Origin of the sequence: Streptomyces griseicoloratus, assembly GCF_014534645.1 — a bacterium.
Classification (GTDB): domain Bacteria; phylum Actinomycetota; class Actinomycetes; order Streptomycetales; family Streptomycetaceae; genus Streptomyces; species Streptomyces griseicoloratus.
This window is the reverse complement of the sequence record NZ_JACVQF010000203.1, coordinates 1-15460: the sequence shown is the minus strand read 5'-3', so window position 1 is coordinate 15460 and position 15460 is coordinate 1. Positions and strand designations below refer to the sequence as shown.

General features: G+C 72.2%; 16 protein-coding genes and 1 pseudogene. 7 read left to right on the top strand and 10 right to left on the bottom strand.

The genetic code is table 11. The features are described from left to right. Nucleotides 1-12: 12 nt before the first annotated feature. From H0H10_RS23175 to H0H10_RS23165, 3 genes are all read right to left on the bottom strand, one after another. Nucleotides 13-750, bottom strand: coding sequence for a methionine ABC transporter permease (locus H0H10_RS23175; RefSeq protein WP_188183005.1), 738 nt, complete (start codon nucleotides 748-750; stop codon nucleotides 13-15). Continuing rightward, the gene (locus tag H0H10_RS23170; protein WP_188183004.1) at nucleotides 747-1790 is read right to left on the bottom strand and encodes a methionine ABC transporter ATP-binding protein; all 1044 of its coding nucleotides are present in this window, start codon (nucleotides 1788-1790) and stop codon (nucleotides 747-749) included. The genes H0H10_RS23175 and H0H10_RS23170 overlap by 4 nt, the downstream gene beginning before the upstream one ends. Before the next feature lie 410 nt (nucleotides 1791-2200). Continuing rightward, the gene (locus H0H10_RS23165; protein ID WP_188183003.1) at nucleotides 2201-2851 is read right to left on the bottom strand and encodes an HAD family hydrolase; all 651 of its coding nucleotides are present in this window, start codon (nucleotides 2849-2851) and stop codon (nucleotides 2201-2203) included. Between the two features lie 63 nt (nucleotides 2852-2914). Here H0H10_RS23165 and H0H10_RS23160 point away from each other — a divergent pair, with 63 nt between their 5' ends. Beyond that, nucleotides 2915-3274 (top strand): hypothetical protein, encoded by a 360-nt coding sequence (locus tag H0H10_RS23160; protein ID WP_188183002.1) that lies wholly within the window; start codon nucleotides 2915-2917, stop codon nucleotides 3272-3274. Nucleotide 3275: 1 nt separating this feature from the next. After that, nucleotides 3276-3692 carry a hypothetical protein gene (locus H0H10_RS23155; protein ID WP_188183001.1) on the top strand — a complete coding sequence of 139 codons (417 nt, stop codon included), beginning with the start codon at nucleotides 3276-3278 and terminating at the stop codon, nucleotides 3690-3692. A gap of 14 nt (nucleotides 3693-3706) precedes the next feature. Here the strand turns inward: H0H10_RS23155 and H0H10_RS23150 are convergent, their stop codons facing one another. The 3 genes from H0H10_RS23150 to H0H10_RS23140 form a co-directional block, all read right to left on the bottom strand. Then, a complete protein-coding gene (locus tag H0H10_RS23150) occupies nucleotides 3707-4204 on the bottom strand; it encodes a GNAT family N-acetyltransferase (protein ID WP_188183016.1) in 498 nt (165 codons plus the stop codon). Between the two features lie 57 nt (nucleotides 4205-4261). Continuing rightward, nucleotides 4262-4756, bottom strand: coding sequence for a sigma-70 family RNA polymerase sigma factor (locus H0H10_RS23145; protein ID WP_188183000.1), 495 nt, complete (start codon nucleotides 4754-4756; stop codon nucleotides 4262-4264). A gap of 74 nt (nucleotides 4757-4830) precedes the next feature. Further along, a complete protein-coding gene (locus tag H0H10_RS23140) occupies nucleotides 4831-6003 on the bottom strand; it encodes a glycerophosphodiester phosphodiesterase (protein ID WP_188182999.1) in 1173 nt (390 codons plus the stop codon). Between the two features lie 560 nt (nucleotides 6004-6563). Between H0H10_RS23140 and H0H10_RS23135 the strand changes: the two genes are divergently transcribed. Beyond that, the gene (locus H0H10_RS23135) at nucleotides 6564-7193 is read left to right on the top strand and encodes a lysophospholipid acyltransferase family protein (protein ID WP_223180295.1); all 630 of its coding nucleotides are present in this window, start codon (nucleotides 6564-6566) and stop codon (nucleotides 7191-7193) included. Between the two features lie 94 nt (nucleotides 7194-7287). On the opposite strand, the gene H0H10_RS23130 is transcribed toward H0H10_RS23135, so the two are convergent. The 4 genes from H0H10_RS23130 to argH all read right to left on the bottom strand — a co-directional run bounded on the left by H0H10_RS23130 (nucleotide 7288) and on the right by argH (nucleotide 12103). Beyond that, nucleotides 7288-8823 (bottom strand): MFS transporter, encoded by a 1536-nt coding sequence (locus H0H10_RS23130; RefSeq protein ID WP_188182997.1) that lies wholly within the window; start codon nucleotides 8821-8823, stop codon nucleotides 7288-7290. Beyond that, nucleotides 8820-9371 (bottom strand): TetR/AcrR family transcriptional regulator, encoded by a 552-nt coding sequence (locus H0H10_RS23125; protein ID WP_188182996.1) that lies wholly within the window; start codon nucleotides 9369-9371, stop codon nucleotides 8820-8822. Before H0H10_RS23125 ends, H0H10_RS23130 begins: the two co-directional genes overlap by 4 nt. Before the next feature lie 122 nt (nucleotides 9372-9493). Further along, nucleotides 9494-10465 carry an aldo/keto reductase gene (locus H0H10_RS23120; protein ID WP_188182995.1) on the bottom strand — a complete coding sequence of 324 codons (972 nt, stop codon included), beginning with the start codon at nucleotides 10463-10465 and terminating at the stop codon, nucleotides 9494-9496. A 198-nt stretch (nucleotides 10466-10663) separates the two neighbouring features. After that, entirely contained in the window at nucleotides 10664-12103 is a 1440-nt protein-coding gene (argH, locus tag H0H10_RS23115) for an argininosuccinate lyase (protein ID WP_188182994.1), read from the bottom strand. Nucleotides 12104-12335: 232 nt separating this feature from the next. Between argH and H0H10_RS23110 the strand changes: the two genes are divergently transcribed. The 4 genes and pseudogenes from H0H10_RS23110 to H0H10_RS23095 all read left to right on the top strand — a co-directional run. Continuing rightward, nucleotides 12336-12923 (top strand): pyridoxamine 5'-phosphate oxidase family protein, encoded by a 588-nt coding sequence (locus H0H10_RS23110; protein ID WP_188182993.1) that lies wholly within the window; start codon nucleotides 12336-12338, stop codon nucleotides 12921-12923. Nucleotides 12924-12926: 3 nt separating this feature from the next. Beyond that, a complete protein-coding gene (locus H0H10_RS23105; RefSeq protein ID WP_188182992.1) occupies nucleotides 12927-13631 on the top strand; it encodes a L,D-transpeptidase family protein in 705 nt (234 codons plus the stop codon). A gap of 75 nt (nucleotides 13632-13706) precedes the next feature. Further along, nucleotides 13707-15089 carry a ferredoxin reductase family protein gene (locus tag H0H10_RS23100; protein ID WP_188182991.1) on the top strand — a complete coding sequence of 461 codons (1383 nt, stop codon included), beginning with the start codon at nucleotides 13707-13709 and terminating at the stop codon, nucleotides 15087-15089. Between the two features lie 24 nt (nucleotides 15090-15113). Next, nucleotides 15114-15460 (top strand): annotated as a pseudogene (locus tag H0H10_RS23095) (FMN-binding protein); the annotation flags it as partial.

The following is a 15460-nucleotide window of genomic DNA, read 5'->3' as shown; positions in this document are numbered from 1 at the left end:
GACCTGGGCTGGTTACGCGACCTTGCCGACGTCGGCCGCGGCGGGCTCCTTGGCCTTGAGCAGCCGCAGCTTGGGCGCGGCGCCCGAGCGTCCGCCGCGGCGGTGCAGGGCGCGGGCCGCGTAGTCGCCGGCGAACTGGATGAGCGAGATGGCGACGGCGAGGATCGCGACGGTGACCCACATCAGGCCGGTCTCGAAGCGGTTGTAGCCGTAGCGGACGGCGAGGTCGCCGAGGCCGCCGCCGCCGACCGTGCCGGCCATGGCGGAGTAGCCGATCAGGGCGATGATCGTGGTGGTGGTGCTCGCGATGAGGGACGGGAGGGCTTCGGGGACGAGGACCTTGCGGACGACGGTCCAGGTGTTGCCGCCCATGGCCTGTACGGCCTCCACCAGGCCGCCGTCGACCTCGCGGACGGCCGTCTCGACGAGGCGCGCGAAGAAGGGGATGCCGCCGATGGCGAGCGGCACGATCGCGGCCTCGCTGCCGATGGTCGTCCCGGTGATCCAGCGCGTGAAGTTCATCAGCGCGACCATGAGGATGATGAACGGCAGCGAGCGGCCGACGTTCACGACCTGGCCGACGACCTTGTTCACCACGGTGTTCTGCAGCAGGCCGCCCTTGTCGGTCAGGACGAGCAGGACGCCGAGCGGGAGCCCGCCGACCACGGCGATCAGGGTGGACCAGCCGACCATGATCAGGGTCTCCAGACACGCCTGCTCCAGCAGGGGCTGCATCTCGGACCAGGTCACTTGGCACCTTCCTTCACCAGTGCGGACGGCTGCGCGGCCGGTTCGACGACGTCGATCTGGAGTCCCTGTTCGCGCAGGAAGCCGACCGGCACGACGTTGTCCTCGTAGCGGCCGGGCAGTTCGATGCGCATCCGGCCGATCTGGAGGCCGCCGACGGTGTCGATGGCGGCGCCGAGAATCGATATGTCGATGTTGTAGGTGCGGGACAGCTGGGAGATGACGGGCTGGGTGGCGGCCTCGCCGTGGAAGGTGACGTCGAGGACCGTGCGGTCGTCGCCGGTGGCGTCGCCGCCCACGGGGAAGAGCGCGGCGGCCAGTTCGGAGCCCGGGGTGGCGAGGAGTTCGCCGACCGTGCCGGACTCGACGATGCGGCCCTTGTCCATGAGGGCGGCCGAGTCGCAGATGCTCTTGACGACGTCCATTTCATGGGTGATGAGCAGGACGGTCAGGCCGAGCCGGCGGTTCAGGTCGCGCAGCAGCTGGAGGATGGACCGGGTGGTCTCCGGGTCGAGGGCGCTGGTGGCCTCGTCGGACAGCAGCACCTTGGGGTCGCCGGCCAGGGCGCGGGCGATGCCGACGCGCTGCTTCTGGCCGCCGGAGAGCTGTGCGGGATAGGCCTTGGCCTTGTCGGCGAGGCCGACCAGGTCGAGCAGTTCCAGCGCCTTGCGGGAACGTTCCTTCCCGGACTTGCCCAGGATCTCCAGGGGCAGTTCGACGTTGTCCTGCACGGTCCGCGAGGAGAGCAGGTTGAAGTGCTGGAAGACCATGCCGATACGGCTGCGCGCCTGCCGCAGCTCCCTGCTCGCGCGGGGGCCGCGGCCCGCGAGCGCGGTGAGGTCCTGGCCGGCGACGGTGACCGTGCCGGAGGTGGGGCGCTCCAGGAGGTTGACGCAGCGGATGAGCGAGGACTTGCCGGCGCCGGACTGGCCGATGACGCCGTAGACCTCGCCCTCGCGGACGTGCAGGTCGACGCCGTCCAGGGCGGTGACCTCGCGGCCGCGTGAGCGGTAGACCTTGGTGAGGCCCGATGTGGTGATCACGTGGGTTTCCGTCACTGTCGAGTGCGCGGCGCGGATGTGTGCGCCGGGCACGGGGGCGTTGTTCTTCGGGGTTCTTGGGGTCCTTCGGAACGCGGCACGGTTCTCGCGGTGGCGATGGAACCGGGGAGAAACGTGTGCGCGGGGCGTGGCTCAGTCGCGTGCGCGGGGCGCTACGGCGGACATGAGCGGGCGCTCGCTTCGGGGCGCGAGGCTCAGGTGGTGCAGGGGCCCTCTAGAAGGCGCACATTCGACACATACAACGAGCACCGGGCGTGGTCGTCGCCTCGGTCGCAGGGGTGCGGTCGCTCGTCGTGGTCATGCGATCAGTAAAGCAGACGTATGGTCCTGACCGGTCACCGCTGTCCGGATACTGGACAGCGGTGGACGGTGGCCGGTTCCGCAGGCGCGGGTCAGCCGCGGAGGGAGATCTCCACTCCCCCGTCGGTGACCAGTACGGACAGGGCCGAGAGGTCGCCGACCACCAGGTCGGCGTCGAGTTCGCCGGCCGGGTGCGTTGTGGCCAACGCCACGGTGGTCATACCGGCGGCCCGGCCGGCCTGGAGCCCCGCGGGGGCGTCCTCGAAGACGACGCAGGCGGCCGGGTCGACGCCCAGGGCGCGGGCGCCGAGCAGGTAGGGCTCGGGGTCGGGCTTGCCGCGCGTGATGTCGTCGGCGGCGACGAGCGTCTTGGGCAGGATGCCGACGGCGCCGAGCCGGGCCTCGGCGAGCCGGCGGGTGGCCGAGGTGACGACGGCCCAGCGGTCGGCGGGCAGCGCGTCGAGCAAGTCCCTGGTGCCCGGCAGCAGGTGCACGCCCCCGTCGGGGACGTCCTCGACCTCCAGTTCCTCGATCCGCGCGACGGCCTCCGGCACGACCCGGGCGGGCAGCAGGTCGGCGGCTATCTCCGCGGCGGGCCGCCCGTGCAGTTCGACCCGGGCGAACTCCTCGGCCGTGATTCCGTACTCGCCGGCCCACCGCGTCCAGCAGCGGCGCACGGATTCGAGGGTGGAGACGAGGGTTCCGTCGTTGTCGAACAGGAGGGCTTGCGCGTGGATCTTCATGCCCTCGACCCTACGGCGGGGCCGCGCGCATCGGGTCTTTTGGCCCGTAATAGGGTCGCTGCCATGCTTGACGTCCTGACGCTGGTGACCGGCGTCGCCGCGCTGCTGCTCGCCGCCTGGTGCGGCTGGGCCGCCTACCGTGACCAGCCGACGAAGGACTGGCATTTCATCGGCATGGCCGTGGTGTCGCTGCTGGCCCTGGTCCAGCTGGTGATCGGCATCGTGCAGCTGGCGCGGGGCGAGGACCCGGAGCAGGGCACCACGATCTTCGTGGCGTATCTGCTGGGTGCCTTCGCCTGCGTCCCGGCGGCGGGGTTCATGTCGCTGGCCGAGCGCACCCGCTGGGGCTCGGTGACGGTGGCCGCCGGCGGTGTCGTCCTCGCCGTCCTCGAAGTGCGGCTGTATGACATCTGGGGAGGGTGAGATGGCGGCGACCGAGGAGAAGCAGGCCCGGGCGCGGCTGATCGGCGGGCCCGGGATCCTGCTGGTGTGGCTGTACGGGGTGATGGTCGTCGGAGCCGTCTCGCGGTCCGTCTACCAGATCGCCACGGAGTTCGACCGGGCGCCGCTCGCCTACGCGCTGTCGGCGGTCGCCGGACTCGTCTACGGCTTCATCACGTACACCCTGGTGCGCGGCGGGGAGACCGCCCGCAAGGCGGCGCTGGTGTGCTGCGCCGCCGAGCTCGTGGGGGTCCTGACGGTCGGCACCTGGACGCTGGTGGAGCCGTCGGCCTTCCCCGACGCGACCGTGTGGTCGGACTACGGGATGGGGTACCTCTTCATTCCCGTGCTGCTGCCGCTGTCCGCCCTGTACTGGCTGCGCCGGGCCCGCACCGCCTAGCGGGTGACGCCTCGTCAGGCCGTGGTGGCGTAGGTCTCCGCCGGCTTCTCCAGGACGATCATGAGGACGCCGTCCGCGCCCCGGGAGGTCCCCACCGTCTCGTAGCCGACCCGCCGGTACAGCCGCAGGTTGCTCTCGCTGCGGTGGCCGGTGTGCAGGCGGAAGCGCTTGGCGCCGCGTTCCCCGGCGAGCGCGGACTCGGCCGCGCGCAGCAGCCGCCCGCCGATGCCGTGCCCCTGGAGGCGGGGGTGGACGCACAGCTTGGCGATGGACGCGGCGCCGTCCTCGGCCACCCGGCCGCGCACCGAGCCGACCACCTCGTCGCCGAGCCGCGCCACGAAGACGCAGTCGGCGGCGACCTCCTCGCGGACGGAGTCGAGGGTCTGGACGAGCGGGTCGATGCGGTAGTTGCCGTACAGCGCCGCCTCGCTCTGGAAGCAGAGGTACTGCAGCCGGAAGATCTGCTCGGCATCCTGCTCGGTCGCCGCCGAGATGGTCACGCTCATGCCCATGTGCGCATGCCTCCCGCTCACCTGATCACCTGTGGTCCCCCACTCCTATCCCCGTCCTCAGCGGGCCGCAACCTCCGGCGTCAGCAATCGCCGTAGACAACCCAGACATCTGGAACGTTCCGGGCCAAGACTGCCCTGTGAGATACCCAACTCCCCCGCGATCTCCCGGTATGTCAGGTCCTTCGGGGACAACAGGGCCTCCATCAGCCGGGGGCAGCGGCCGGGCAGCCGGCGCACGGCCTCGCGCAGGGCCCGGCCGCGGGCGGCGGCGAGCGCGAGCTGTTCGGGCTCGCGCTCGGCGGCGTCGGCGGGTTCGGCCGCGTACGGCCGCTCGATCCGGGCGGTGCGACGGGTGCGGCGGGCCTCGGTGCGGACGGCGCTGCGCAGCCAGCGGTGCGGGTCGTGCGGCGGGCCGTCGGCTTCCAGGCGCTCCAGGAGGCGTAACCAGACCGCCTGCTCCAGATCGCCCGGCTCGGTTCCGGTGGCATGTGCCTCCGCGAAGGCTTCCGCGGTGAGCAGCGGCCGGAGGGTGGTGACCAGGTCGTGCGTCATATGCAGGGCGACGCGGCCGCCCGGGCGGCGGGTTGCCCGGGCGGCCGAAGGTCACCCCAACGGGGTTGGCCGGCTCAGCGGTTGACGAACTCGTCGCGGGCCAGCAGGCCGGTGTCCGGGTGGTCGGTGAAGACGCCGTCGATGCCGGTGGCGAAGTACGCCTGGAAGGCGCCGAAGACGTCCCCGTAGGCGTCCTTGTCGCTGCCCTCGCGGAAGTTCGCGGGCAGGAACGGGTTCTCGTTGCGCATGGTGTACGGGTGCAGGATCAGGCCCGCCCGGTGCGCGTCGCGGACGAGGGTGGTGGGCTCGGTGAGGTTGCCTGCGGAGTCCCGGGGGATGATCAGGTCCAGGGTGGGGCCGATGCCCTGGGCGTAGGAGGCGATCTCCTTCAGGCCGGCCGGTGTGATGAGGTCGGCGGTCGTGCGCGGGTCGCCGGTCTCGACGAAGTCCCAGGGGCGGCTGTTCGCGCCGGACAGCAGGACGGCGAGCGGGTTGCCGACGAGCTTGTTCATCCGCTGGATGCTGGTGGGCTCGAAGGACTGGATGATGACGGGCGAGTTCTTCCTGTCCTTGCCGTGCCTGCGCAGCAGCTTGGCGAGGCGTTCCTCGGTGCCGAGCCCCAGCTTGCGGAAGTAGGTGGGGTGCTTGAGCTCGGGGTAGATCCAGACCTGCTTGCCGCGCCTGCGGGTCTGCTCGTCCTGCCAGCGCAGCACCTCTTCGAAGGTGGGGATGTCCCAGCGGCCGTCGTAGAGCGTGTTGTGCGGGCGGTTGGCCGGGATGCGCTCGGTGGCGCGGAGGGTCTTGAGCTCGGCGAGCGTGAAGTCCTCGGTGAACCAGCCGGTGGTGGAGACCCCGTCGAGCAGCTTGGTGCGCTTGCGGTCGGCGAACTCCGGGTGGTCCGCGACGTCCGTGGTGCCGCCGATCTCCGGTTCGTGCCGGCACACGAGGTGACCGTCCCTGGTGGGCACCAGGTCGCCGGCCTCGACGATGTCGGCGCCCATGTCCAGGGCCAGCTCGTAGGCGCCGAAGGTGTGCTCGGGGCGGTAGCCGCTGGCGCCGCGGTGCCCGATGACGGTGGGGACGGGCAGGTCCCCCAGGCCGCCCGGTCCTCTCCCGTGCCGGGCGTCGGCGGCTCTCGCCGTGCCGGACAGGCCGAGTACGGCTCCGCCCGCGCCGAGCACCGCGGCGCCGAGGAGCGCCCGCCGTCCGGTCCCGCCCGCCTGCTCGTTCGACTCCTGCGTTCCCATGAGCGACCTCCTGCGTTGGCCCGTCAGTGCGGCCCGATCGTAGGGGCGCGTACATGACGAACGGGAGACCGCGGGCGGAACACGCGGGTGCCGCCGGATGGCGTATGGGCGCGGAGGGGCCTGTGGGACTGGACGTCTGACGTCCAGTCGGCTTCGGGGCGGGCGCACGGGGTACACGGTCATGGCCGCGGTCGTGGTGACGGTTCCTGCGGGCCGCGGCCGTACGGAAGGGGCCGGCGGCGCGGCTGCTGCGGCGCGCCTCCCGGCGTCGGCGCGCCGCGCGTGCTTCGATCCGGGCCGTGTCCGCACCACCGGACCGACGACGCCGGTCCCTGTGGACGCGACCTGGCTCACATCCCCGGGTCCGCGTTACGGCCGCGCAACACCACGGCACCGCAGGTGAACACGCGTCAACACTGAGTAAGACCTCGGTGAACCCGACGTGCGCGACCCCCTGGGCCGCGAGTAATGTCCTCACCTGCACAGACTCATACCGCATCCCGACACCGGAGGGCCCGTTGTCCCGCTTCGCGCTCATCAAGGCAGTGCTCGGACCGATCATGCGCCTGATGTTCCGCCCACAGGTGGAGGGCGCGGAGCGTATCCCGGGCGACGGTCCGGTCATCCTGGCCGGCAATCACCTGACGTTCATCGACTCGATGATCCTGCCGCTGGTCTGCGACCGTCAGGTCTTCTTCATCGGCAAGGACGAGTACGTCACGGGCAAGGGCTTCAAGGGCCGCCTGATGGCCTGGTTCTTCACCGGCGTCGGCATGATCCCGGTCGACCGCGACGGCGGCCGGGGCGGGGTCGCGGCGCTGATGACCGGCCGCCGGGTGCTGGAGGAGGGCAGGATCTTCGGCATCTACCCGGAGGGCACCCGCTCCCCCGACGGCCGCCTCTACCGCGGCCGCACCGGCATCGCCCGGCTCACCCTGATGACCGGCGCGCCCGTCGTGCCGTTCGCCATGATCGGCACCGACAAGCTCCAGCCGGGCGGCGCGGGCCTGCCCCGGCCGGGCAAGGTCACGGTCCGCTTCGGCGAGCCCATGGAGTTCTCCCGCTACGAGGGCATGGACCGCGACCGCTACGTCCTGCGGGCCGTCACCGACTCCGTCATGGCCGAGGTGATGCGCCTCTCCGGGCAGGAGTACGTGGACATGTACGCCAGCAAGGCCAAGGCGGCGTAACGCCGCCGGACCTCCCGACGGCGGGCCGCTGCGGAAGCGGCCCGCCGTCGGCGTGTCGGTGACCTGGTGCCGGGCGCACTCACCGGCCGCGGGGTCACGGGTGTTCGGCCACACCGTCCTCCAGACGCTGTCCGCGCAGCAGGAACCAGGCCGCCACGGCGGCCGCCAGCAGCACGGCCGCGCCCACGCCGGCCGCGAGGGTCAGCCCGTCGACGAAGGACTGCCGGGCGGCGGCGAGCATCGCCTCGGCCGTGTGCGCGGGCAGGGCGGCGGCGGCCTCCACGGCACCGCCCAGCGACTCGTGCGCCGCGGCGGGGGTGCCCGCCGGGCCGGCGAAGTCCCGGTAGACGCCGGTCACGATCGAGCCGAGCACGGCGATGCCGAGGGCGGCGCCGAGCTCGTACGCCGTCTCGGAGACCGCGGACGCGGCGCCCGCCTGCTCCTTGGGCACGCTGGAGAGGATCACGTCGGCGGTGACCGTGAACGAGAACCCGGCACCGACGCCGACGACGAGCAGGGCCGCGCCGAGCAGCGGGTAGCCGGTGGACTCGCCGATGACGGTCAGCACGGCCAGTGCGAGACCGATGGCCGCGAGTCCGCCGGAGACCACGGCGCGGACGGAGAAGCGCCGGGCCGCGCGGCCCGCGATCAGACCGGCCGCCACCGCACCGATCGCGGCGGGCAGTTCGGCGAGGCCGGCCTCGAACGGCGGCCTGCCCTGGACGAGTTGCAGGAACTGGGAGAGGAAGAACACCAGCCCGGACATGCCCAGGATGGTCAGCAGGTCGGCCAGGACCGCGCCGCTGAAACCGCGGCTGCGGAAGAGCCGCATGTCGAGCAGCGGGATCGGCATGGTCAGCTGCCGGCGTACGAAGCCGTAGAGGGCGGCGGCGCCCAGCAGGCCGACGGCCAGGGTCGTCCAGGCGAACCCGTGCGCCGCGACCTCCTTGACCGCGTACACGACGCCGACCATGCCGACCAGCGACAGCGTGACGCTGGCCAGGTCCCAGGGGCCCGGGTTCGGGTTGCGGGACTCGGGGAGCGTCTTGATGCCGACGACGACGAGGACGGCCATCACGGGCAGGTTGATCAGGAAGACCGAGCCCCACCAGAAGTGCTCCAGCAGGAAACCGCCGAGGACCGGGCCGATCGCCGTACCGGCGGAGGCGGTGGCGCCCCAGATGCCGATGGCGACGCTGCGCTCGCGCGGGTCGTGGAAGATGTTGCGGATCAGAGCGAAGGTGGCGGGCATCAGGGTCGCGCCGGCGACGCCGAGCAGCGCCCGGGCGAAGATCATCAGCTCGGGCGTGGTCGCGTAGGCGTTGAGGACCGATATCGCGCCGAACGCCGTGGCACCGAGGAGCAGGATCCGCTTGCGGCCGATGCGGTCGCCGAGGCTTCCCATGGAGACGAGCAGACCGGCGATCACGAACGAGTAGACGTCGCCGATCCACAGCAGCTGGGTACCGGACGGCCTCAGGTCCTCGCTGATGTAGGGCGTCGCGAGACCGAGGACGGTGGCGTCGACGGCCACCAGCAGCACGGCCAGCACGAGGACGGACAGCGCGATCCAGCGGCCGGGGCGCTTCACCGCCTCGGTCGTGTTCGCCGACTGCAGGGTGCGTGTCATGGTCCCTCTCTTCTCAGTGCGCCGCCGAGCAGCAGCTCGACGACCATGTGGGCGAAGTCGTTGCGGGCCACGCGGCCTTCCGTCACCGCCCAGGCGCCGGCTGCCAGCAGGCCGTACAGCGCCTCGGTGAGCCAGGCCGGGGTGAGGTCGATGCGGAACTCGCCGCTCTCCTGGCCCCGGCGGAACAGCGCGGTGAGCCGGGCGTCGAGGCGGGCCCAGCCCTCGTTCTGCTCCTCGCCCTCGAACAGCTGGTTCTCGGTGTAGAGGAAGGCGAGCAGACCTGTCGCGGACTCCAGTTCGCGCACGAGCCGGCGTACCGCCTCGGCCGCCGGGCCGTCGTCCAGGCGGGCCGCGTCCACGGCCGCCTCGCACTCGGCGATCCCCAGCTCCTCCAGGGCCCGCACGAGCGCGTCGCGTCCGGCGAAGTGGCGGTGCAGCGTGGCGCGGCTGATCCCGGCGGCCCGGGCGACCTCGTCCATGGTGGCGGTTGCTTTGCGGGTCAGCAGGGCTGCGGCGCTGCGCAGTACCTGTTCTCGATCGACGGCCATAAGACAACCATAGCCCAGATGAGACAAAGATGTCTCACGTCAGGCATGTGTGGCTCACACCACTCGGTCACTCATGGCCGGCCCGGGGCGCTCGCTGTACGTCCCGGGGGTCGATCTCCGGGTCAGTGCCAGGGCAGCCGGCCGCGCCGCTCCCAGTAGGCGCGCGGATCCTCGGCGAGCGTGCCGAGGCGGGTCAGCTGGTCGTCGTCGAGGTCCACGACGGTGGCGTGCAGGTTCGAGCCGAGCTGGGTCACGGTCGCGGCGCCGGAGAGGACGACGCCGGCCCAGGGCTGCCGCAGGACCGCCGCGAGGGCGACGGCGTCGCAGCCCTGCGTGGTCTCCTCGGCCACGCCCTTGAGGACGTCCGGTGCGTGCGGCTCGGCGAGCCGGCCGTTGGCCATGCCCTCCTTGACGATCACCGTGAGACCGGCGTCGTGGGCCTCGGCGAGCGCGGGCCCGGCGGAGGTCTCCAGCACGTTGTACGTGGACTGGACGGTGCGGAAGAGGGGCTTGTCGTCGACTGTCACGGCGAGCGCGGCGCGGATGGTGTCGGCCTGGGCGGGGCCGCTGGTGGAGAAGCCGACGGTGAGGCCGCGCTCGGCGGCCTCGGCCAGCTTCGCGTGGAGTTCCTTGTCGGTGAGGGCCGGGCTGTCGGGCGTGAGCGAGTGGATCTGGTAGAGGTCGAGCCGGTCGCCGAGCAGGGCGTCGGTCTCGGCGCGCTGGCGCTCGTACGTGGCGAGGCCGTGGTCCTTGACCTCGTGCCGCTCGGCCTCGGCGGACCAGCCGGCCGTGTAGGTGTAGCCCCATTTGCTGCCGACGACCACGTCGTCGGCGTCGGGGCGGGCCGCGAGCCACGCGGCGAGGAACTCCTCCGACCGGCCGTAGGAACGGGCCACGTCGAAGTACCGGACGCCCTGCGCGTAGGCGGCGTCGAGGAGGTCGTGGGTCCGCTCGCGCATCGCCTCGACGCTGCGGTCCTCGCCGAGGTCCCGGTCCCGGCCGAGGTTGATGTAGCCCGGGCGGCCGACGGCGGCCAGACCGAGGCCGATGTGGCAGGTCGGGGTCGTTGCAGTGGCCAGTCGGGCGAAGGGCATCGCGGGCTCCGTTCGGTCGGCTCGTCGAGGCTCGGGACCCACTGATGTCCAAGGACCCATTGAGACTCAAGGAACAACCTAACCGGGATGCCCCGGGTGCACGCGCGCGTGGACGTCGGCCGTGCGGTACGCGCGCGTACGGCGTGCCCGGCCGCACGCGCGCGTGTCCGCCACTTCCCTGGGCCTGCTTCCCCGCTCCTACTTCCCGGCGTCCTTCTTGGCGTCGGCCCATGCGTGCTGGTCCGCCACGTCCGCCTTCACCTCCGCGAGCTGGACGGCGACCGCACGGGGCGCCGTACCGCCGCGGCCGTCGCGGGAGGCGAGGGCGCCGGGGACGTTGAGCACGGACCGGACCTCGGGGGTGAGATGGGGGGAGATCTTCGCGAACTGCTCGTCGGTCAGGTCGTCGAGCTCCTTGCCCTCCGCCTCGGCCACCTTCACGCACTCGCCGGCCACCTCGTGCGCCACCCGGAACGGCACGCCCTGCCTGACCAGCCACTCGGCGATGTCGGTGGCGAGCGAGAACCCGGCCGGGGCCAGCTCCTCCATCCGCTCGCGGTGCACGGTGAGGGTGGCCATCATGCCGGTGAAGGCCGGGAGCAGCACCTCCAGCTGGTCGATGGAGTCGAAGACGGGCTCCTTGTCCTCCTGGAGGTCGCGGTTGTACGCGAGCGGGAGCGCCTTGAGGGTGGCCATCAGGCCGGTGAGGTTGCCGATCAGGCGGCCGGACTTGCCGCGGGCCAGCTCGGCGATGTCCGGGTTCTTCTTCTGCGGCATGATCGACGAGCCGGTGGAGAAGGCGTCGTGCAGGGTCACGAAGGAGAACTCCTTCGTGTTCCAGATGATGATCTCCTCGGCGATCCGGGAGACGTTCACGCCGATCATCGCCGTGATGAAGGCGAACTCGGCGACGAAGTCGCGGGAGGCCGTCCCGTCGATGGAGTTGCCGGCGCTGCCGTGCTCGAAGCCGAGGTCCTTCGCCACCGCCTCCGGGTCCAGGCCGAGCGAGGAACCGGCCAGGGCGCCCGAGCCGTACGGCGACACCGCCGTGCGCTCGTCCCACTGGCGCAGCCGCTCGGCGTCCCGGGACAGCGCCTGGACGTGGGCGAGGACGTGGTGGGCGAAGAGCACGGGCTGGGCGTGCTGGAGGTGGGTGCGGCCGGGCATGGCCACGTCCGGGTGGGCCTCGGCCAGGCCGATCAGCGCGTCCTGGAGGTCGGCGATCAGGCCGCCGATGGTCCGGGCGTGGTCGCGCAGGTACATCCGGAAGAGCGTCGCCACCTGGTCGTTGCGGGACCGGCCGGCGCGCAGCTTGCCGCCGAGGTCGGGACCGAGCCGCTCCAGCAGGCCGCGCTCCAGGGCGGTGTGGACGTCCTCGTCGGCGATGGTGCCCACGAAGTCGCCCGAGGCGACGTCCGCTTCGAGCCGGTCGAGCCCGGCCAACATCCGGGTCAGCTCGTCCTCGGTGAGCAGGCCCGCCTTGTGCAGCACGCGCGCGTGGGCACGCGAACCGGCGATGTCGTAGGGCGCGAGCCTGAAGTCGAAGTGGACGGACGCGGACAGCTTCGCCAGGGCCTCGGCGGGACCGTCGGCGAAACGGCCGCCCCAGAGCCGTACGTCACCGCTGTTGCTGCTCACTTGCGTCGCTCCTAGGGAGGGTCGGTCGGTGGTACGCGAGGTTACGCCTGTGCCAGGTCCCGCTTGGCCGTGATCTCCGACGACAGGTTGGCATGCATGAGTATGCAGAGCCCTGCATGATTCGTCAATCTCGGGCCGGGTCCCGGCCGGCGCGGGCTCGGGCCCGTCCGCATGCCGGGACCCGCGGCGATTCCCCGGACAGGGGGACGCCCGGCACTCATAATCGTTAGACATGGGAAAGACTTATGAACGCATAGACGGCAGGCTCCGCACCTTCATCGAGGCGCAGCCCCTCTTCTTCACCGCCACCGCTCCCCTGGCCGCCGACGGCACGGTCAACCTCTCCCCCAAGGGCCTCACCGGCTCCTTCGCGGTGCTCGACGAACACACCGTGGCCTACCTCGACTTCGCCGGCTCCAACGCCGAGACCATCGCCCACCTGCGGGAGAACGGGCGGATCACCCTGATGTGGTGCGCCTTCCAGGGGCCGCCGAACATCGTCCGGGTGCACGGCCGCGGCGAGCCGGTCTTCCGTGACGACCCGCGCTTCCCGGAGCTGCTCACCCGCTTCCCGGACATCGACCCGGTCCCGCACGGCCTGCGCGCGATCATCGTCGTCACGGCCGAACTCATCCGCGACACCTGCGGATACGCCGTGCCCTTCATGGCGTACGAGACGGACCGGGACCTGCACGGCAAGCGTTTCGCGCGCGAGGACGACGCCTCGCTCAACGAGTACTTCACCAAGAAGGAGTACATCGCCACGAGCCTGGACGGACTGCCCGGGCTGCCGCTGCCCCTGCCCCCGTCTACCGTCTGAGCCATGCGCCCCCGTGTCGCCGCCCTCCTGTCCGCCTCCGTCCTCGTGCTCGGTGCCGCGCCCGCCGGCGGGCCCCCGCCCCGGCCGCTGCCGGCCCGGATGGCGGACACCGGCGGAGGCACCCAGCTGATCACCGCGGTGGCCCCGGGTGCCCGCTCCACCAAGGGCACCGTGACCTGGTGGGACCGCAGGGGCGGCCGCTGGGTGAAGGCCGGGTCCGCGCCCGCCCGCTTCGGGGCCGGGGGGACCGTGGACGGGGCGAAGCGCAGGCAGGGCACGGACACCACCCCCACCGGGCTGTACGACCTGCCGTACGCCTTCGGCATCCAGGCGCCGCCGCGCGGCACGGCGTACCGGTACCGCCCGGTGCGCGAGGACTCCTGGTGGTGCCAGGACAACGGCTCGCGCTCCTACAACCGCTGGACGGAGCCGAGGGCCGCCGACTGCCGGGCCGCCGAGGCCGAGCATCTGATCACCTATCCGGTGCAGTACGCGCACGCCCTGGTCATCGGCTTCAACTACCACCGCCCGGTGCGCGGACGCGGAGCGGGCATCTTCCTGCACGTCGACGGCCGCGGGGCGACGGCCGGCTGTGTGTCCGTGCCGGCGGAGGCGATGCGGCGGATCCTCGCCTGGGCCGAGCCGGCCGCCGGGCCGCACATCGCGATCGGCACGGCGGGCGGGGCGACGGCGATCACGCGCTACTGAGAAGCGGGGCGGGCTGAACGCTCGCGCGGTGGGGCGCGTATCTGTGGGCCAAGGGCCGAGTCCCACGGAGGAACCGTGACCACCACGCTCGCCGGCGGCCGTGCCGCCCGCCGCCAGACGATGCGCCGCATCCGTCCGCGCCGCTCCCCGGCCGTCCCCCTGCTGCTCGCCGTGTGGGCGGGCGCGGCGGGTGTGTTGTGGCTGTGGTGGCGCAACACACCCGCCATCTCCGACGACACCGGCCGCATCCTGAACGCGGGACGGATCACCGGTCTGCTCGCCGGGTACCTGATGGCGCTCGTGGTGCTCCAGATGGCCCGGGTGCCGGCGCTGGAGCGGCGGGTGGGATCCGACCGGGTGGCCCGCTGGCACGCCATGACCGGCCGCTACACGCTCTGCCTGGTCCTCGCCCACGTCTTCCTGATCATGTGGGGCTACGCGGCGCAGGCGGGCAGGGGCCTCGGCGACATCGTCGGGCAGACGATCGACTCGGTCCAGCAGCTGCCGGACATGGGCAAGGCCGCCATCGGCACCGGACTGCTGGTGGTCATCGGACTGCTCTCGGCCGGCCCGGCCCGCCGGCGGATCCCCTACGACGCCTGGTACCACGTGCACCTGCTCACCTACGCGGCGGTGTTCCTGACCTTCTGGCACCAGCTGACCACCGGCAACGACTTCGCCGTCGAGCCGGTCGCCAAGACCGTCTGGTACGCGCTGTACGGCTCGGTGACGGCACTCGTGCTCTGGTACCGGATCCTGACGCCGCTCCGCCTCAACCTGCGGCACCGGATGCGGGTGGAGGCGGTGATCGAGGAGACGCCCGGGATCGTGTCGGTGCTGATCGGCGGGCGCCGGCTGCACCGGATGGGCGCGGAGGCGGGGCAGTTCTTCCGCTGGCGGTTCCTGGCGCCGGGGATGCGGTTCAGCTCGCACCCGTACTCGCTGTCGGCGGCGCCCCGCCCGGACATGCTGCGGATCACGGTCAAGGCGATCGGCGACCACAGCGCCCGGCTGCGCGAGCTGGAGCCCGGCACCCGGGTGTGGGCGGAGGGGCCGTACGGGGCGCTGACCGCGCAGCGCCGCAGCCGCGGAAAGGTGCTGCTGGTGGCCGGCGGGGTGGGGATCACACCGATGAGGGCGCTGTTCGAGACGCTGCCCGGCGCGTCCGGCGACATCACGCTGCTCTACCGGGCCACCAGCACCCAGGACCTGGCGCTGTGGGACGAGCTCGCCCGGATCGCCGACGAGCGCGGGGCCCGGCTGATGTACGCGGTCAACAGCCCGGACGGGGAGCGCCCGGACATCTCGGCGGAGACGCTGGGCCGCAAGATCCCGGACATCGACCGCCACGACGTCTTCCTGTGCGGGCCGCCCGGCTTCGCCCAGTCGGTGTACGAGGCGCTGCGCGGTGCGGGGGTCCCCGCCCGCCGCATCCACCACGAGTCGTTCGCAATGTGAGCGGGAATCAGGAGCTCAGGGCAGATGAGGAAGACCCATCCCGTGCGGCGTGCCGTGCTCGCGGGCGCCGCGACCGTCTCCGCGATCGTGCTGCTGCTGTCGCTGAAGCCGGCCTCCGACCCGGGCTCCGCCGCCGCGGCGGGCGGCGCGGCCCCGCCCGTCGCCGCACAGTCGCCGCAGGGCGGCCGGGGCGCGGGCGCCGGCACGGTCGTCGGCGACGTGGCCCGTACGCAGTACGGCCCGGTCCAGGTCCGCATCACCGTCGCCGACGGCAAGATCACCAAGGCGGAGGCCGTCCAGGCGCCCCGGGGCGGACGGAGCGGCCAGATCACCGCCGACGCCGTACCCGAACTCAACCAGGCCGCCGTCAC